Here is an 18,682-nt window from a genome sequence, read left to right as displayed (position 1 = left end):
TTTTTACAAGTTTATACTAGACATCTAGTATCTATTTCTCTCTTTTTAACCTGTATTTGTATTTCAGTTAATAAATCATCCTTTTCACTGACAGATAAAGGATCTATTATTGGAATTTCATAAATATAATCCTCTACAGGTATTCTCTTGTACTCTACGTAATCTACAAGTTTTTTTATAGGCTCATAGTTTCCACTATAGTCTCCTTTATATGTCATACAAATAAAGTCTCCAGAAGAAATCTCTGAAATGTACTTTTGTGATTTTTCATTAAATAAATCTCTTTCAACTGTCACAAAGCTGTTTTCATAGTTTACTTTCTCTTTTTTTAGAAAATTATCTATAGATATAAGCCCACTTACTCCCCCATAGAAAACTGATATATTTTCTTCTAAAATATTAGCGATCTGTCTTCTCGACAGCTCTAAAGTTTCTTCGTGAGTAAGCCCTTCTTCATAGCTAATAGATAGAATACTTCTTTTAGTTATATGCTTTCTTACAATTTTACCGACTTCATCGGATTTAAAACCTTTTTCGATAGTATCTTTTTTAGAACTTAAAACTTTCTTAATAAGCTCCAACTCTTTTATTTTATCTTCAACCAATCCTATTTTACTGTTTAGTAGTTTAAGTATTTCTTCATTGCTGTTGTCTAGATTTAGCTTAATCTCTTTAAGCGACATTCCGAGATATTTTAAATACTTAATCAAATCAAGCTGTGAGAATTGATCTATAGAATAATACCTATAACCACTATCGAAATCGACATGTACTGGCTTAAATAAATCTATTTGATCGTAGTATCTAAGTGTCTGAATGCTGATTTTATGAAGTCTTGCCATTTCGCCTATAGATAAGTATTTAATCATGTGATCCACCCTCAATCATATTAAAATAAATTCCATGGATATTCATCGGGTTCTAAAGATTCAAATTCCATCTTTTCTTTTGTAGTTGGGTGAACTATCTCTATTTTTTGTGACCATAATGCTAACTGTTGCCCTACTTTATTGACTTCTTGTCCATATCTCTGATCGCCAAATAACGGATGATTTCTACTAGCAAACTGTACTCTGATTTGATGAGATCTTCCAGTTTTTAGATTAATTTCTACAAAATTTAAATTATATTTACTAGATAATAATTCAAAGCTTAATTCTGCGTTTTTAGCTTCTTTATGATCTTTATTTACTACACTGACCATATTTGTCTTTTTATTTTTATATAGGAAATCTTTGTATATATCGTTTTCCTTGTTAAAACTGCCATGCACGACAGCTCTGTAAGTCTTTTTAAATGTTTTATTTCTCACTTGCTCCGATAACCTCGACGCCGCTTTAGAAGTCTTGGCAAACACCATCACCCCTCCAACTGGTCTATCAAGTCTGTGAACAAGCCCGACAAAGACATTGCCTGGTTTATTGTATTTATCTTTCAAATATTTTTTAAGTAAATTTACCATATCTTTATCATTGGTCTGATCAGATTGAGATAGTATGTTTACTGGCTTTTCTACTACCAAAAGATGGTTGTCTTCGTATATAACTTTGACCACTATACGCTCTCCCATCTTCCAAATATTCCACATGGCAGTATTTTTCCGTCTCTAGATGCAGGTATTCCAAGCTCTCCTCCGTATATTTTCCCACCATTTACTTGCTTCCCTACAGTTGTAGATAACACATTTTCAAGAACTATAGGAGAAAAACCTGTAGTATAAGAGTTTATTAAGAAAAACAGAGGATCATCAGAAAGAACTCCCATGCAAAGCTCAACAAAACTAAATAGTTTCTCCTCTATTTGCCAAACTTCACCTTTTGGACCTCGCCCATAAGAAGGAGGATCCATTATTATAGCATCGTACTTCTTACCTCTTCTAATCTCTCTTTCAACGAATTTTACTACATCATCTACAATAAATCTAACTGGTCTAGATTTAAGTCCAGTTAACTCTATATTGTCTTTAGCCCAGTTTACCATTCCCTTGGCAGCATCGACATGACAAACTTCAGCTCCTGCGTATGAGCATGCAACTGTAGCTCCACCTGTATATGCAAATAAGTTTAAGACTTTAATCGGTCTATTTGCTCCCTTTATCTTTTCCATCATCCAATCCCAATTTGCCGCTTGCTCTGGGAAAAGACCTGTATGTTTAAATCCAGTCGGCTTTATATGGAACTTTAAAGCTTTGTAATTTATTGTCCATTGCTCAGGATACTTCTTTTTATGTTCCCATTCTCCACCACCTTTGTTGCTTCTGTGGTAGTGCCCATGAGGGCTTTTCCATAGAGCCCACTCAGTTTCCATAGGCCACACTACTTGAGGATCTGGTCTTCTAAGCACATACTGCCCCCAGCGTTCAAGCTTTTCTCCATTTCCCATATCTATAAGTTCATAATCTTTCCATTTATCTGCAAGTAATAACATTTCTTCCTCCTGTATAATACATCTAATATTCAGTATTATACCATAATCTTATAAGATTTATGTTCTTTTTATTAACACTATCGCATCTTAATTCATACTCTATTATAGCTTAAATTTATGTAGAGAGGAGCATTTGTATGATAAATAATCGCGCCACTGGAAATTGTAGCCATAATATTTTGTACGTCAGATTTAATGAAGACTTCGGAAGGGAAGGTTTCTTTTCCTTTGACATGCAGTATCCATCATTGTTTAATATTGCAGGTCAACCAAATGGAGGAAATCCAGCAGTTTTAAGGAATGTCAGTAGTGCTATAGAAAAATCTGTAAATTACTACAAGGAATCTATTTCAATGGAGGCTGCTAATTATAATAAAGTAGCTGAAAATAATTCACAAAGTCCAACACGTTTTGATGTGACTTCAACTTATGCAGTAACTTTCAATATGAATTCAATACTGAGTTGTATACTTGATTTAAAAGGTCAAGCGCGTTCTATCGGTGTTTTGTACAATACACTAAGTAATTACAATGTCGATCTAATTACAGGGAGAGAACTTACTCTAGCAGATGTTTTTAACACGAATGTAGATTATATAAATCTTGTATCTGAGTACATAAAATCTACAATTAACGAAAATGTAAGTTGGTATTATGCACTTGATGATTTTGAAATCCCTACCGAACAAGCATTTTATTTAACTTTTGACGGTGTAGTAATCTACTTTGGGGTCGATGAAATAGCACCAAAAGAATTTGGCATACCTAAGTTTAAAATGAAATATGCCGATTTTGCAACTGACATTAATCCCCGACTATTCTGCGCTTTTTAATTTTTAATAATTAAAATATTTACTTAAATAATACTGTAAATAAAAAACTGGAAAAACTTTATTGAAATTTCAAAATAATTTGCTCTTTTTTCAATAAACGTATTTCCAGTTTTACTTTTGCATTATATTCTATTGTTTTAAACTCTAAATATTAAATCCTACTAATATCTGACCTTGTATAATATCTAGGTATATATTACATCTAGCTTATTATATTTTATTCACCTAAGTTATAAACTTTTAGCTTCTCTTCATCAATCTTTTCTTTTCTTACCCCTACCATAGCTTTTAGAGTGTCTAGAGATGTCATCACTTCTGTTGAGAACTCTATTGCTGTTCTTCTTATCTTAAATCCATCTCTCGTTGAATCATTACCTTTGGTAGGTGTATTTATTACTAAGTCTACTTGTTTGTTTCTTATTACATCTAGGATATTTGGTCTAGCTTCTTCAACTCTATTTACTATTTCAGCTTCTATACCATGAGATTTTAGACTGTTTGCAGTACCTTCTGTAGCTACAAATGTATATCCAAGTTCCTTCATATCTTTAGCAATATTTATAAATTCTTCTTTGTCATTTTCGTTTATAGTTGCTAGAACAACGCCTCTTTCATCTGACATGTGTTTTCCAGCAGCTATAAATCCTTTGTAAAGGGCTTCTTCTAGATTTTCTCCTACTCCAAGAACTTCCCCTGTAGATTTCATCTCAGGTCCAAGACTGACTTCAACCTTCGATAACTTCGACATAGAGAATACTGGAACTTTTACAGATACTAATTTTGGCTCTTTATATATTCCTGTGCCGTAGCCTATGTCTTTTAATTTCTCACCTAACATACATTTAGTAGCTATATCTATAATTGGAACATTACTAACTTTACTGATGTATGGAACTGTTCTACTTGCTCTAGGATTCACTTCTATTATATATAATTCTCCGTGGAATTCTATAAACTGGATGTTTACCATCCCTATTACATTTAGATCAATTGCTATTTTCTTAGTATAATCTAGTATCTTCGCCTTTATTTCATCAGATATATTTTGACTTGGATACATTGTAATACTGTCACCAGAGTGAACTCCCGCTCTCTCTAAGTGCTCCATTATACCTGGTATAAGTATATCTTCTTGATCGCATATTGCGTCTACTTCTATCTCTCTACCAGTTAGGTATTTATCTATTAGCACTGGGTTCTTGCTGTCTCTATTAAACGCGTCTTCTAAATACTGAACTAATTTCTCTTGGTTGTAAGTTATCTCCATACCCTGACCACCTAGCACATAAGAAGGTCTAACTAGCACTGGGTATTTAAGCTCATTAGCAACTTCAACACCTTCTGCTACAGTCCAAACACCTTTTCCCTTTGGTCTATTTATATCCAATCTTTCAAGAAGTTCATCAAATTTTTCTCTGTCTTCTGCTGCATCTATATCTTTAAAATCCGTACCAAGTATCTTAATATTTTTATCATCTAAGAACTTTGCAAGCTTTATTGCAGTCTGACCTCCAAATTGAAGTATTACTCCCTCTGGATTTTCTTTTTCTATTATATTTAGTACTTCTTCTTCTGTTAGTGGCTCAAAGTATAGTTTGTCTGAAGTATCAAAATCTGTACTCACTGTCTCTGGGTTGTTATTTATTATTATAGTCTCAATCCCTTGTCTCCTAAGAGATTTGATACAGTGAACTGAGCAGTAATCAAACTCAATTCCTTGACCTATTCTTATCGGTCCTGATCCAAGCACTATTACTTTCTTTTTGTCGCTAACTTCTACCTCATCATATTGCTCGTAAGTTGAGTAGTAATATGGCGAAAGCGCATCAAACTCTCCTCCACATGTATCAACCATCTTATAAGCTGGCTCTATACTGTAAAGTTTTCTAAGTTCGTAAAGTCTCGCTGGGCTTATCTTCATTAAATCTGAAATACCTTTATCTGAGAATCCTTTTTTCTTTAACTCAAGTAGGTAATCTTTATCTAAATCTTCTATTTTAAGTTCTTTCAATTTCTCTTCTTGCTCTACTATCCATTTAAATTTATTTATAAACCATTTGTCTACACCAGTTATCTCTTCTATCATCTCTAGCTTGTATCCTCTTCTTATCATCTCAGCTAGATCAAATAGTCTCTCATCATCTGGAACAACAACTCTTTGTTTTAATTCTTCTATAGTTCTCTCTTCAGAAGCTCTGTGAACTAATGAATATTTACCAGTCTCAAGGGATCTTATTCCCTTTAATATAGCAGCTTCAAAATTGCTACCTATACTCATTATCTCACCCGTCGCCATCATCTTAGTTCCAAGTTTTCTGTTTGCATGTCTGAATTTATCAAATGGCCACTTTGGTATTTTTACTACTACATAGTCTAAAGTCGGTTCGAAACAAGCGTAAGTCTTCTTAGTTACTGCATTTTCTATTTCATCCAATGTGTAACCTAGCGCGATCTTTGCAGAAACTTTCGCTATCGGATATCCTGTGGCTTTCGATGCAAGCGCTGATGATCTACTTACTCTAGGGTTAATTTCTATTATCGCGTACTCTAAACTGTGTGGATTAAGTGCTATTTGAACATTACATCCACCTTTTACTTCTACAGCATTTATTATATCTATAGATGCTTTTCTAAGTAATTGGTACTCTTCATCACTTAAAGTTTGACTCGGAGCTACAACTATACTATCTCCAGTATGAACTCCTACTGGGTCTACGTTCTCCATATTACAAACTGTTATACAGTTTCCATTTCCATCTCTTACTACTTCGTATTCTATTTCTTTCCACCCTTTTATACTCTTCTCTAGAAGTACCTGTCCTACTGGGCTTAATTGAAGTCCGTGTTGAAGTATCTCTCTCAGTTCTTCCTCAGTATCTGCGATTCCTCCACCAGTTCCTCCTAATGTATAAGCTGGTCTAACTACTACTGGATATCCAATCTTATCGGCAAATTTTAAACCAGATTCTAAATCTGTGACAATGTCACTGATTACTACTGGTTGGTTTATTTCCTTCATCATCTCTCTGAATAAGTCTCTGTCTTCACCTTTTTTGATAGATTCCACTGAAGTTCCTAAAACTTTTACATTGTATTTTTTTAGTATACCTTTTTCGTGTAGCTCAACTGCAAGGTTAAGACCTGTTTGTCCACCCATTCCTGCAAGTAGACTGTCTGGCTTTTCTTTTTCTATTATCTTTTCAATAAACTCTACTGTTAATGGCTCTATATATATTTTATCCGCTACCTCTTTGTCAGTCATTATAGTAGCTGGGTTACTGTTTATAAGTACAACTTCTACTCCTTCTTCTTTTAACGCTTGGCAAGCTTGTGTTCCAGAGTAGTCAAACTCTGCTGCTTGCCCTATTATAATAGGTCCTGAACCTAGTACTAAAGTCTTTTTCACATCTTTTAATTTAGGCATAATTTTATCTCCCCGCATAACAAATTTTAAATCGGTCCTAACTCAAATTTTATTTAAGTCTATACGCTTATTTAATCTACTTATATCAAAGCTCTTATCTGAATTCTATTATATAAGGTCTAAAAACTTGTCAAATATATAGTCGTTGTCTTTAGGCCCTGGGCAAGCTTCTGGATGATACTGCACACTGTATATTGGAAGTTCTTCGTGTCTCATTCCTTCTACAGTATTGTCATTCAAATTTATCTGAGTTACTTTCACTTGTTTAGGAACATCTGAAACATAGTATCCGTGATTTTGAGAAGTAATAAATACTTTTTCCTCTTCCAAATCTTTAACTGGATGGTTTCCACCTCTATGTCCAAACTTAAGTTTAGATGTCTTTCCTCCAAGTGCCAGTGCTAATAATTGGTGCCCTAAACATATACCGGCGATTGGTTTTTTGCCTATTAATTCTTTTATATTTTCTATCACACCCTCTAAATCTTCTGGATCTCCAGGTCCATTTGATAAAAATATTAAATCTGGATTTAAATCTAGTATTTCATGAGGTTTTGTCAAGGCTGGAAATACAGTTATATCGCAATCGCGCTTTTCAAATGATCTAATTATATTTCTCTTAACTCCATAATCCATTATCGCAACTTTTTTACCCGAACCGCTTATATGCTCAACTTCTTTTCTAGTAACTGTGTTAACTGCTTCTGTATTTGAAAACTGCTCTAGTTTATGTTCTATATCTTCCAGTCCATCGTGTTCAAGAGTTATTATACCCTTCATACTTCCGTTATTTCTAAGAATCTTTGTAAGTGCTCTCGTATCTATTCCTTCTAATCCTATAACTTTATTTTGTTTTAGGTATGTCTCTATATCCATTTCACATCTAAAGTTGTTTGGAAAGTCACATTTTTCTCTAACAATAAGTCCCTTTACATGAACCCCTGATGACTCAACTGATTCTAAATTTATCCCATAATTACCTATAAGTGGGTAAGTCATAGTTACTATTTGTCCATAGTAAGAAGGATCTGTCAATACTTCACCATAACCAATCATTGAAGTGTTAAATACTACTTCTCCTACACTATCCTTCAAGTATCCAAATGCTTTACCTTCAAATACTGTTCCATCTTGTAAAATTAATTTCGCCTTCATATTAACTACCTCCTAAGCATTTTCTATTTCTCTTACTATGTTAATAGCTGATTCCTTTGGGTTTTCTGACTTAGTTATAGGTCTTCCAACCACTAAATAACGAGCTCCTCTTCTTATTGCATCTTCTGGAGTAACAACTCTCTTTTGATCCCCTACTTCAGCTGCCTTTGGTCTTATTCCCGGGCAAACTGTTATAAAATCTTCTCCACAAGCTTCTACAATCTTATCTACCTCTTGTGCTGAGCATACTACTCCATCAATTCCAGCTTCTTTAGCTAACTTCGCTCTCTTAATAGCTAATTCCTCTGCTCCTAAGTTACATCCTATATCTTTTAAATCTTGGTCGCTAAGTGAAGTAAGAACCGTTACTCCAACTATTATAGGTTTTTCTATATTTAATTTTTCAGCTTCTTCTTTTGCTGCTTTAGCACACTGTCTCATTCCTTCTAGGTCAGATACGTGAATTGTCATCATCCATACCTTGTCTCTAACCCCTGCTCTAACAGCACTTTGCATAGTGTTAGGTATATCGTGAAACTTAAGGTCTAAGAATATTTTTTTATTTTTCTCTTTTAAATAGTCTACAACTCTACCTCTAGTAGTTAGATATTGCTCAAGCCCTACTTTAAATATATCTACACTGTCCTCTAAACTGTCTATCATATTTTTAGCTATATCGAAGTCGTCAGTGTCAATTGCAGCTATAAGTTTATCTTTACCATTTACCATTTCATTTCCTCCTAAACTATAAAGCCTAATTCTCATAATAAAAAATCCTCCTACCAAAGAGGTAGAAGGATTCATCTGCATTCTAAATTCCACATATGTGTGGTATGAGATATCTTTCCCAGTCTCTCTGGACTAGTTTAAAAGACTTTATGTATTTATTTTTATTATCGATAGTAGTTAATCAACTAATCTGCTTAGCCTCTCTGGACTTAGAAAATTTATTGATTTAATTATGATAGTTTAATTCCTATATCGATACTTAATGTTTTATTTTATCTTCTAATCATTAAACCACTTATTGCTCTTTCTGTCAATCTTTTAATTTTTTAAAGTTAAAATTTATATTTTATATTTTATTTTAACTTTTAAATTCTGTCAGCTATACCCCTAGATATTTCTGTTAAATCATACCTTTCTGCCTTTAATTTTTCTTCTAAAAGTTTAAAAGCATTCCAAGGTTTTATAGTAATCCCGCAGGTAAATAAATCAACAGCTGCATATTTATATTCTGGCCAAGTATGAATAGCTAAATGTGATTCTTTAATAACGATAACTCCACTAACACCCCAAGGATTAAATGTATGAAATACACTTTCCACTATTGTAGCTTGAGCTACTTTAGTAGCTTCTATCATATATTTCTCTATTAACGATGTATTTTTTAATATTTTACTATCACAACCATAGTACTCGATTAAAAGATGTTTTCCTAATTGCTTTAGTTTAATCATGATTTCTCCTGTTCTGTACTTTTTTATATTCTTTATCTAACTCATATTTTTTCTTTTAATTAAATCAAATACTTGACTATTACATTTGTAGCATCCTTTTGACTTTAATATTTCTATTGTATTAAATTTTTCAGAACGCCCTACCCTTAAAATTTCACTACATTTTCTACATCTATAATAGCGCACTGTTTCCTTCAATTCTCCAGTATATAAAGCTCCTTTATAAGGGTCTTTTATTAACGCTTTAGTTCCATTAGTAGTCTTAAGAATAATCATTTGTCCTGTGTTTCCGATTATGCTAGCACCTTCATAGGTATTAAACCTAGGTATTATCTCCGAAACTGTAAGTCCCATGCTTAAGAAATATTTTTGCATAGTTAATTGAAAATCTGGTGACTTGTGAGCATATGAAAAATATATATTAAGGCCACTATCGTCCATTAAGGCTTCAATTCCTCTAGAAATAAATATGTTCATCCCTTCTATGGTATAAGGTGGGTCTGTAAAAAAACAATCAAATTGATTTTTAAAGTCATTGTCTAATGGTTCACTAAAATCTACATACTCACAATTAATCGGAAGAGATTCTTGTACAACTATATTGCTTATATAATTTATAATCCTTTTATCAATATCCATTACTGTAATCTTAGTGTTATGATGAATATTGTCATTGAAAAGTTTCTTTAGTAAATACCCTAAAGATATACTTACTAAATCATCGTCACCCAAACACAAAATTCTCTTTCCTACTAAGCCGTGATTTTTAAGACACAATATCGCTCTTTTTAAAGACGTATCTATACTGGATTTTGATTGATCTATAGTTACATCTACCTGTGGACGATTATTAAAGGTCTCTTGAAGTTTCTCTTTAATTTCAATAACTTCACTATGTTCCACCCAAGGTTCCATTAGTAGTTTCATATATAAACCTTTATTTATTTTATTAAACCCTAATACCTCTTCTACAAAATGTCTCCCCTTTTCTGTAAGCCTTACTCCCCTGTCTTGAATAACCAATCCTTTTTTAATAAATTCTTTTTTTATAGCTGTAGCTATAGGAATAGGTAGGAGATTCTTTTTTGCAAGTTCTTTGGTAGAAACTCCTTCTTTAAGGTATATTGTGATTAATATATTTTCTATGGCTTTCTTGCCTTCTTCAATATTTACATTATTATTTATTTTTTCAATATAATTTGGCATTGTTTATTCCTCCATGTTTATAGATGTTAAATTCATAGCATAAATTTAAAAATCTAAAATGATGATTTATCTATGCAAATATTTATAAGTAAAGAAACATGGACAAAAACAAAAAAGGCCATAGTAACACAAAGTCACTATAACCTTTTCCCATTTTAATTATATGCAAAATATTATCCTATATTAATTTTCAATAAGTTTACTAAAAACCATATTGTAAAAAACAAACCTAATATAGAGTATATAATATTTCATATTTATAAAGTAATCCTAAAGATAATTGATTACTTTAATATTTTAAGGTTTAATGATATCCATGTTTCTAACTTATACTTAAAAAGTCGTCAATAAATAAACCTAAATAGTATAGGTTAAAAAACTTTTTAAGATACAACTATTTAATTTAGTTGATTGAGTTAAAAACAGATGCGGACATCAAGTTCCCCCCTTAAATTTTTCTAATATTTATTCTCTTTCAAGTTGATTATAACATATAAAATATCTTTTTTAAAATCTTATATATAATACTTGTTATAAAAAAATAGACTACATTGTTTAATAGTCTATTTTTATGTTTAGGTTCATTTATTATTAATTTTTTAAATCTAATTACAGTGACCACTTAAATTGAAAGTTTCTTTGAGATAAGGTCAACTGTATTTTGATGATCAAATTTTGTATTTAATATTATATTTTTAATACTTCGGGGTAAATCAACATCCAAAGCATCTGTATACACGTTTGCTTCAACTATTATTCCATCTTTCACTAAAAGATCAATGTCTACTCCGCCCCACGTAAATCGTTTTGAAATTTGATAATTAAATTCAGGTGAAGATCCGAAATTCCATTCCCAGCTTTCGTAAGTATTCATCAGTTTGTATATATCAACTAATCTTATATGATCATCTTTAATAACTTTTTCGTCAACTATAAAAAATGATGCATTATTGCCCAATGATGAGAATGTATTTATTAAATCGGTTTTTAAACTCTCAGTTGAAATTTCTCTATTGAGCTTATTTATATTTATTACTCTAGAATTTACTGAATCAATTCCTTTAGATTTTAACTTATTTTCAGAAACAGTTAATATACGGCTCAATTTATCTATATCAACATCAACTAATAAAGTACCGTGGTGACACAATATATCGTTCTCAATAAAGAATGCATTTCCTGAGATCTTATTGCCATTTACTAAAATATCATTTTTTCCACAGAATTCAGCTTTAATCTCATTTGATGATAGTGCCTCAATAATAATGTTTATATTCTCTTTTAATTTGCCTTCACCATAATCTGAAATAAATGTAAAGTTCAAATTCCCTTTATCATGAAAAACAGCTCCTCCTCCAGAAAGTCTTCTTACTAGCTTCCCTTTTTGGAGATTCAGTTCTTTCATATTACATTCCTTCCAAGGATTCTGGTTTCTGCCTATAACTACAGTATTCTGATTCTGCCACAAAAATAGAATATCATCTTGGTGCGAATAATGCTTAACGAGGTACTCTTCAAATGCTAAATTAAAATATGGATTATAACTATTTGATATATATATTTTATGCAAAATGAATTGCCTCCCCAGTTATGCCCAAGATAGCTTCATTGACAGACTCTGCTGTAGTTGGATGAGCGAATACAGTCTTGTTCAGTGTTCTGTAGTCAGTCTTATTTTCAATAAAATGAGTGAAGTTTGAAATTAAATCTGTAGCTCCAGGACCAATCACAGCAGCACCCAAGATAATGTGATCTTCTTCACAATAAAGAGCTTTTACAAAGCCTTTACCTTCACCCTGGCTTAGTGCCTTGCCGTTTGCAGCAAATGGGAACTTACTTATTTTATAAGGAATCCCACCCTTCTTAGCTTCCTTCTCGCTAAGCCCGACTACACCAATTTCTGGAGATAAGAATACTGCACTAGGAATAGCTGTATAATCCATAACACTTGTTTTACCCATACAATTTTCTGCCGCAACAATTCCTTGATGACTGGCCACATGAGCAAGTTGTATTTTATTTGTAATATCTCCGATTGCATAGATAGACGGATTTGTAGTAACCATACTACTATCTACTTCAATTCCATTCTTTTTCTCATTTAACTCTACATCAAGTTCATCTAAATCAATAGAAGATAAATTAGGTTTTCTTCCAACTGACATTAAAACAGTATCACTAATTACAAAGTGCTTTTTATCATCTTTTGAAAAAGCTATTACTGTTTGCTCATCTTCAGACATAAATATTTCTTCTACCTTTGAATTTGTGCAAATTTTAATACCACGTTGATTGCATTCATCTACAATTATATCTATTATATCGTCATCAAGACTGGCTAAGATATTATCCATATATTCTACTACCGTTACTTTACAACCAAATGTATTAAAAATAAATGCAAATTCCATTCCTATAACTCCACCACCAATAACAGTAAGAGTCTTAGGTATACTGTTAAGTTCTAGAATCTCTTCATTGGTTAAAACTGATTGTAGATCTGAACCTGGAACATTTAATTTTGCAGGTGATGAACCTGTAGCTATAATTATATTTTTAGCTTTAATAGTAGCGTCTATTTTATTGTTATTAACAGTGATAATATCTTTTGAAACCTTTGCTTCACCCTCGATATACTTTATTTGCCAGTGGTCTAAAAGATGTTTTATACCACCAGTTAAGTTTGAAACCACCTCATTTTTTCTTTCTACAATCTTATCTAGTTGTATATCTATCTGATTAGTTTTAATTCCAAATTCAGAACACTTTTTCATTTCATCATAAAGATGTGCACTTTTTACAAAGCTTTTTGTCGGTATACAACCATAATTTAAACATGTTCCACCAAGCTTGTCCTTTTCAATTAGTGCAACACTAGCTCCTAATTGAGCAGCACGAATTGCTGAAACATATCCACCAGGTCCTCCACCAATGATTGCAACATCACAAACAATATCTTCTTTCTTAGGTTTTGCTAAACCAAAGTTATATTTAGCATTAGATTGTATCGGCTCTTTATTAACCTTTTCACCTTCAATTTTTGCTATAGCTTCACCTATTTTGATATTCTGACCTTCCTCTATCAGAACGTTTAGTATCGTTCCTTCATATTGTGATTTTACAAGAAAGTTTCCTTTTGCAGATTCAGCGTTAAAAAGACCGTCGCCCTCTTGAATTTGCTGTCCTTGCTTTATTAAAATTTTGCCAACTTTTGCATTTTTATCCTCGCCAGATAATTTATTTAGTATAATATTTGTCATATCATTCTCCTTAAAAAAGAGGTTAGACACCCTCTCCTCCGATTTAAATATATTTTATTTATTTGAAATCGTTTTCAAACTCGTTAATGCAATCCTTTAATATTGTTACTGAATATGCCATAGAAGGCCCTCCACCAAAAGCAACTGAAACCATAGCTGCTTCTATAATTTCTTCTTTAGTAGCCCCTGCTTCAAACGCTTTGTAAGAATGGTAAACTATACAGTATTCACATCTGTTATAACAAGCGATTCCAACACTAATAAGTTCTTTTGTTTTAAGATCCATCGCATTTGGTTCATACGCGGAACCTAATAATCCCATAAATGCTCCAACCATCTGCTCGTTTGTTTCACCAAGGGCTCCAATCCCACCTACAAAATCATTTAGCATCTCTCTAACATTCTTCGCCATTTCATTACCTCCTATTATTTTTATTATTTTTAAATTACTTTTTAATATTGATTGCTATACTAATTATTAGTATAGCAATCAATATTTTTTATGTCAATAAAAAAAGAAATGATATAATTATTATCATTTCTTAATATTATTTGACATTTTGTCTAAAACTTTATAAAAAGTTACTAATTCTTCCTCTGTTATATCCTCTAAGAGTAAATCACTAAAATATTTTCCTTCAGGCAATAATGTCTCAATCTTATTTCGACCATCGTTAGTTAGTTCAAGAAATTTTACACGTTTATCTTTTGGATTTTCAACCCGTCTAATTAATCCATCTCTCTCCATCCTATCTACTAGTCTAGCAAGAGAAGAATCTTTTATGTTCATCAAAGTAGCTAATTCCTTTTGGCTTATAGATTTTTTTTCTTCGTTCAAAAAATATAAAGCAATCCATTGTATTCTAGTTGATCCTTTAGCTTCTAAGCGTCTATTAAAATCTTCTGAAACAAACTTCATTGTTGTATTAGTTATAAATCCAATACATTCAGACAGATTAAATTTCATTATTATCATTCCTTCCACATACATCATTTTGGTGAGTTTTTTTGATTAGTTAAATTTACATTGTTCTATGATGCTTAACAAAGTTCACAGCTATTTAGTTGATTCTATATATTATATAATACATTACTGAGAAATATTTATGTAGATATTTTAGAATTATTCAATTAATAAATCATCGATAGTTTGGTTACGAAATCTTTTGTTTCCTTTATTTAAATTTAATCTTCCTCTGTAACAGAAAATCGTAAAACAGTTTTCATTTTTAAAGGATCAGCTTTACGCGGATCAGATAGATATTGCAAATGGTTGGTCATTTGGATTTCCTTTTCCTTCTATCGCAATAAATTTTGAGAACTTTTATAAGTTCTGGTCTAGCCTTTGGGACATATATATCTTTTTCGTGCTTTCTCCATTCATGTTTTATCATTATTAACTCTCCTAAAGTGCATTTTTATTAATATTAACATCTTTAATATGACATATATATGTCTAGTTTAATTTTTATATTTTAAATATCTCTGAATATAAAAACACAGGCAATTAATTATTTAAATTTAATGTGTAAAATATAAATAATTAATTACCTGTTAAGTATGCGTAATCTTTTGTATCTTACTGACCTTTATCTTTACTTCCAGCTTCTATACCCTCTTCATCAGATTCTAAATTAACGCCTGATCTTTTAATACTAATAAAGTACTCCTTACCCCTTCTATCCTTATGATCTGCTTTTTCATAAATAACGTTTACTTCATGGTATTTACAGGCAATATCAAAATGCCTTAGAGCAGCTCCCACGCTTATCTTAGACATTTCCTCTAAATGTTGCTTTTGTTTTTTCTCACATAAGTGCACCAATTCTCCCTCTTTATAAAAAAACCAGGGCTGACAATTATTTATAGATGGAGCTCTTCTAGCCATATCCAATATACAATCCCACTCAGAACTCCCTTTAAAGCCTTTCGTTATATCCTTAAGTGATTTTCTATCTGGTTTTGCATCTCTTCTCCTAAATAGTTCCTCTCCTTTAGCAGGATATCCAAATGCGATTATTACGTAAGGTGATTCATCAATTTCTTCTACTTCTTCAAAAAAATCTATCTGAGAATCCTCTCTATCGCTTTTCTCTTCTTCGCTATCTATTATATCTTTCATATCATCTTTATCTAAATTGCTTTCTATGTAACACGTCCCTATTCCCAAAGATGTAAGCTGAAGAACAACACTTTCAATAGCAAAGCCAATATTTTGTAAATAGTCAGTTCCTTTGTCAGATGTCACGACTATATAATGAGGAGCTTTTACCTTACACTCCTTCCCCATTAAAAAGTGGATAATGTGGCCTCTATCTACAACATTAGCTTTTATATTCAAATCCTCATTGAGGTATGTTATATTCTTACATATTCTCTTGATATCTTCTATCATAGGTTGTTTAACTTTTTTTATAGAATACTTTTCTACAGTTTTTCTATAAAAAATCGCTTCGTATAACTCCACCTATATCCCTCCTAATAAAATCTTCCATATTCTATTCTATAATAATTAGACATAATAATCACGATAATTTGTATTTTTTTAAAAGTTTTTTATAAATAATTTTTATGAGTATAAAATCATATAATATGTTCCAAAATTTAACTAGTGGTATAATATATATAGATTACTTTTTTGAGGAGGTAAAGAGATGGATTTTGAAAGAAATTTACAGAAATACGCAGAACTATCAATAAAAGTTGGAGTTAATATACAACCAGATCAAGACTTACTTATAAGATCACCTATAGAATGTGCAGAATTCGTTAGACTTGCAGTTAAAGAAGCTTATAAATGCGGGGCTAAAAATGTACACGTTGAGTGGTCAGATGAAGAGACTGCTCTTATAAAGTACTTAAACGCTCCGGAAGAAGTCTTTAACGAATTTCCTAAGTGGGTAGCAGATCAATATACAGATATAGCAAAACGCGGTGGCGCATTTTTATCAGTATATGCTCAAGACCCAGATTTACTTAAAGATGTAGATCCTCAGAGAGTTGCAAATTACCAGAAAGCTTCTGGATCAGCCTTAAAAGAATGGCGTTCTTATACGCTTACAGATAAGTGTAAATGGAGTATAGTTTCTATTCCTACAAAAGCATGGTCAAGGAAAGTTTTCCCTGGAGTATCTGATAAAGAGGCAATAGATAAAATGTGGGATGCTATATTTAAGTGCACTAGGGTTGATGGTCAAGATCCTATCAAGGCTTGGGAAGAACACAATAAAAATCTTAAAGTTAGAATGGACTTCTTAAACGATAAGAACTTTAAAAAATTAGAGTATAAATCAGGAAAAACTGAGCTTACAATTGAACTTCCAGACAATCATGTTTGGCTTAGTGGAGCTTCTAAAGACCCTAATGGTGTGGACTTCAATCCAAATATTCCTACTGAGGAGATCTTCGGCATGCCTCACAAACACAAAGTAAATGGTACTGTTTACAGCACAAAACCTCTAGTATACGGTGGTAATGTAATAGACGACTTCTCCATTACTTTTAAAGACGGTAAAATCATCGATTTTACAGCAGAAAAAGGACTTGAGACCCTTACTAAACTAATCGAGACAGATGAGGGTTCTCATTATCTAGGAGAGGTCGCTTTAGTTCCATACGATTCACCTATATCTAACAGCAATATAGTATTTTTCAACACTCTATACGATGAAAATGCCTCTTGCCATTTAGCAATAGGGTCAGCATACAAAACTTGTATAAAAGGTGGAGATCAGATCAAAGAAGAGGACTCAGACAAATACGGAATCAACGAAAGTATAACTCACGTAGACTTTATGGTTGGTTCATCTGATTTAGATATAGTTGGAACAACTGAAAGCGGAGAAAAGATACAAATATTCAAGGACGGTAATTGGGCTTTCTAAATATGCAGATCGTACATTTTACATTTTATAATAGTAAATATAAAAAATCCAATATAGACAAAATAAAAAAATGGGTTCAAATGAACCCGTTTTTTATAATTAATTTTCAACTAGAGTTTCAACTTTCGGTCCTTCTTTTGTCACTTTCTTAGAAAGATTTCCCCATATAAATATTGCAATCCCTATCCATATGCTTATAAATCCAGATAACTGCGCAATTGAGAATACTTCTTTAAAGAGAAATACTGCCGAAATGAGCATAAGAGTGGGACTCACATACTGGATAAATCCTAAAGCTATATAAGATACCCTTTTAGCTGCTATTGAGAATAATAAAAGTGGAATAACAGTTACAATACCAGTTCCTATAATAGTAAGTTTTATTCCCAAATCTAAACTTATAAATCCTGTTGAAGAATAAAATACTAAATAGCAAAGTGCAAAAGGCGCGAGAATAAATGTTTCCATAAATAAACTTGTTGATGAAGATATATCTACTTTCTTTTTTGTTAAACCGTACGAACTAAAAGTTACAGCAAGCAATATAGCCGTCCAAGGAAATTTTCCTGTACTAATAGATAATATAATAACTCCTATTACTGCAAATATACACGCTATAATTGCTGGCTTTGTAATCTTTTCATTCAGAATTATTACTGCAATAATTACGTTTACAAGCGGATTCATATAATATCCCAAACTAGCATCGATTACATTTCCTGATGAAACCGATGTTATAAACAACAACCAGTTCATAGAAATAAACAATGCTCCTAAAGACATATACATAAGTTTAGTTTTATTATGTAGGATATCTTTTATCTCAAATCTAGTCTCTTTTATCTTACCAAGTGCGACGAGCGCTAAAAATATAAATAAACTTGAAAAAAGTATTCTATATGCCAATACTTCTTTTGAATCAATATGCTGCAAAATTTTCCAATAAAATGGAAGTATACCCCAAGCTATATATGCGATAAAACCATATAGGTAGCCTTTGTTATCTTTATTCATGTTACTACCTCTTTCTGTA

16 protein-coding genes are annotated in these 18,682 nt (G+C 31.9%); 2 read left to right on the top strand and 14 right to left on the bottom strand.

The features are described from left to right. Nucleotides 1-11: 11 nt before the first annotated feature. The 3 genes from J2Z43_RS12510 to J2Z43_RS12500 are packed head-to-tail and all read right to left on the bottom strand — an operon-like array spanning nucleotide 12 to nucleotide 2,427. Nucleotides 12-869 carry a MerR family transcriptional regulator gene (locus J2Z43_RS12510; RefSeq protein WP_209457457.1) on the bottom strand — a complete coding sequence of 286 codons (858 nt, stop codon included), beginning with the start codon at nucleotides 867-869 and terminating at the stop codon, nucleotides 12-14. A 20-nt stretch (nucleotides 870-889) separates the two neighbouring features. After that, nucleotides 890-1,555 carry an RluA family pseudouridine synthase gene (locus tag J2Z43_RS12505; RefSeq protein WP_330617502.1) on the bottom strand — a complete coding sequence of 222 codons (666 nt, stop codon included), beginning with the start codon at nucleotides 1,553-1,555 and terminating at the stop codon, nucleotides 890-892. After that, nucleotides 1,555-2,427: a class I SAM-dependent methyltransferase gene (locus J2Z43_RS12500; protein WP_209457455.1), complete on the bottom strand. Its 873-nt coding sequence runs from the start codon at nucleotides 2,425-2,427 to the stop codon at nucleotides 1,555-1,557. Before J2Z43_RS12500 ends, J2Z43_RS12505 begins: the two co-directional genes overlap by 1 nt. Before the next feature lie 137 nt (nucleotides 2,428-2,564). Between J2Z43_RS12500 and J2Z43_RS12495 the strand changes: the two genes are divergently transcribed. Continuing rightward, entirely contained in the window at nucleotides 2,565-3,260 is a 696-nt protein-coding gene (locus tag J2Z43_RS12495) for a DUF3298 and DUF4163 domain-containing protein (RefSeq protein ID WP_209457454.1), read from the top strand. Between the two features lie 217 nt (nucleotides 3,261-3,477). Here the strand turns inward: J2Z43_RS12495 and carB are convergent, their stop codons facing one another. From carB to J2Z43_RS12445, 10 genes are all read right to left on the bottom strand, one after another. Beyond that, nucleotides 3,478-6,684, bottom strand: a complete 3,207-nt coding sequence (gene carB, locus J2Z43_RS12490) for a carbamoyl-phosphate synthase large subunit (RefSeq protein WP_209457453.1) — start codon at nucleotides 6,682-6,684, stop codon at nucleotides 3,478-3,480. A gap of 108 nt (nucleotides 6,685-6,792) precedes the next feature. After that, nucleotides 6,793-7,839 (bottom strand): glutamine-hydrolyzing carbamoyl-phosphate synthase small subunit, encoded by a 1,047-nt coding sequence (gene carA / locus J2Z43_RS12485; RefSeq protein ID WP_209457452.1) that lies wholly within the window; start codon nucleotides 7,837-7,839, stop codon nucleotides 6,793-6,795. Nucleotides 7,840-7,851: 12 nt separating this feature from the next. Further along, on the bottom strand, nucleotides 7,852-8,568 hold the full coding sequence (pyrF, locus tag J2Z43_RS12480) for an orotidine-5'-phosphate decarboxylase (protein WP_209457495.1): 717 nt from the start codon (nucleotides 8,566-8,568) through the stop codon (nucleotides 7,852-7,854). Between the two features lie 365 nt (nucleotides 8,569-8,933). Further along, entirely contained in the window at nucleotides 8,934-9,299 is a 366-nt protein-coding gene (gene speD, locus J2Z43_RS12475) for an adenosylmethionine decarboxylase (protein WP_209457451.1), read from the bottom strand. 36 nt (nucleotides 9,300-9,335) lie between these two features. Next, nucleotides 9,336-10,505, bottom strand: coding sequence for a bis-aminopropyl spermidine synthase family protein (locus tag J2Z43_RS12470; protein WP_209457450.1), 1,170 nt, complete (start codon nucleotides 10,503-10,505; stop codon nucleotides 9,336-9,338). Nucleotides 10,506-11,127: 622 nt separating this feature from the next. Beyond that, nucleotides 11,128-12,075 carry a lipoate--protein ligase gene (locus J2Z43_RS12465; protein WP_209457449.1) on the bottom strand — a complete coding sequence of 316 codons (948 nt, stop codon included), beginning with the start codon at nucleotides 12,073-12,075 and terminating at the stop codon, nucleotides 11,128-11,130. Next, on the bottom strand, nucleotides 12,068-13,765 hold the full coding sequence (gene lpdA, locus J2Z43_RS12460; protein WP_209457448.1) for a dihydrolipoyl dehydrogenase: 1,698 nt from the start codon (nucleotides 13,763-13,765) through the stop codon (nucleotides 12,068-12,070). Before lpdA ends, J2Z43_RS12465 begins: the two co-directional genes overlap by 8 nt. A 58-nt stretch (nucleotides 13,766-13,823) precedes the next feature. Beyond that, the gene (locus J2Z43_RS12455) at nucleotides 13,824-14,177 is read right to left on the bottom strand and encodes a carboxymuconolactone decarboxylase family protein (RefSeq protein WP_024621521.1); all 354 of its coding nucleotides are present in this window, start codon (nucleotides 14,175-14,177) and stop codon (nucleotides 13,824-13,826) included. A gap of 123 nt (nucleotides 14,178-14,300) precedes the next feature. Further along, nucleotides 14,301-14,732, bottom strand: coding sequence for a MarR family winged helix-turn-helix transcriptional regulator (locus tag J2Z43_RS12450; RefSeq protein WP_234926386.1), 432 nt, complete (start codon nucleotides 14,730-14,732; stop codon nucleotides 14,301-14,303). A 612-nt stretch (nucleotides 14,733-15,344) separates the two neighbouring features. Further along, complete coding sequence (locus J2Z43_RS12445; RefSeq protein WP_209457447.1) at nucleotides 15,345-16,232, bottom strand: nitroreductase family protein; 888 nt, start codon at nucleotides 16,230-16,232, stop codon at nucleotides 15,345-15,347. A 187-nt stretch (nucleotides 16,233-16,419) separates the two neighbouring features. Between J2Z43_RS12445 and J2Z43_RS12440 the strand changes: the two genes are divergently transcribed. Next, complete coding sequence (locus J2Z43_RS12440; RefSeq protein ID WP_209457446.1) at nucleotides 16,420-17,649, top strand: aminopeptidase; 1,230 nt, start codon at nucleotides 16,420-16,422, stop codon at nucleotides 17,647-17,649. A gap of 99 nt (nucleotides 17,650-17,748) precedes the next feature. Here J2Z43_RS12440 and rarD read toward each other — a convergent pair whose 3' ends face one another. Further along, entirely contained in the window at nucleotides 17,749-18,663 is a 915-nt protein-coding gene (gene rarD, locus J2Z43_RS12435; RefSeq protein WP_209457445.1) for an EamA family transporter RarD, read from the bottom strand. Nucleotides 18,664-18,682: the final 19 nt, after the last annotated feature.

Source organism: Metaclostridioides mangenotii (genome assembly GCF_017873185.1).
Classification (GTDB): Bacteria; Bacillota; Clostridia; order Peptostreptococcales; family Peptostreptococcaceae; genus Metaclostridioides; species Metaclostridioides mangenotii.
The sequence above is the reverse complement of the archived record's forward strand: the minus strand, read 5'-3'. Positions and strand labels throughout refer to the sequence as shown.

Coding starts and splice junctions, on each gene's coding strand:
- J2Z43_RS12510 (WP_209457457.1), bottom strand. CDS start 869: ATGATTAAATACTTATCTATAGGCGAAATGGCAAGACTTCATAAAATC.
- lpdA (WP_209457448.1), bottom strand. CDS start 13,765: ATGACAAATATTATACTAAATAAATTATCTGGCGAGGATAAAAATGCA.
- J2Z43_RS12450 (WP_234926386.1), bottom strand. CDS start 14,732: ATGAAATTTAATCTGTCTGAATGTATTGGATTTATAACTAATACAACA.
- J2Z43_RS12440 (WP_209457446.1), top strand. CDS start 16,420: ATGGATTTTGAAAGAAATTTACAGAAATACGCAGAACTATCAATAAAA.
- J2Z43_RS12495 (WP_209457454.1), top strand. CDS start 2,565: ATGATAAATAATCGCGCCACTGGAAATTGTAGCCATAATATTTTGTAC.
- speD (WP_209457451.1), bottom strand. CDS start 9,299: ATGATTAAACTAAAGCAATTAGGAAAACATCTTTTAATCGAGTACTAT.
- J2Z43_RS12470 (WP_209457450.1), bottom strand. CDS start 10,505: ATGCCAAATTATATTGAAAAAATAAATAATAATGTAAATATTGAAGAA.
- carA (WP_209457452.1), bottom strand. CDS start 7,839: ATGAAGGCGAAATTAATTTTACAAGATGGAACAGTATTTGAAGGTAAA.
- J2Z43_RS12500 (WP_209457455.1), bottom strand. CDS start 2,427: ATGTTATTACTTGCAGATAAATGGAAAGATTATGAACTTATAGATATG.
- J2Z43_RS12455 (WP_024621521.1), bottom strand. CDS start 14,177: ATGGCGAAGAATGTTAGAGAGATGCTAAATGATTTTGTAGGTGGGATT.
- carB (WP_209457453.1), bottom strand. CDS start 6,684: ATGCCTAAATTAAAAGATGTGAAAAAGACTTTAGTACTAGGTTCAGGA.
- rarD (WP_209457445.1), bottom strand. CDS start 18,663: ATGAATAAAGATAACAAAGGCTACCTATATGGTTTTATCGCATATATA.
- pyrF (WP_209457495.1), bottom strand. CDS start 8,568: ATGGTAAATGGTAAAGATAAACTTATAGCTGCAATTGACACTGACGAC.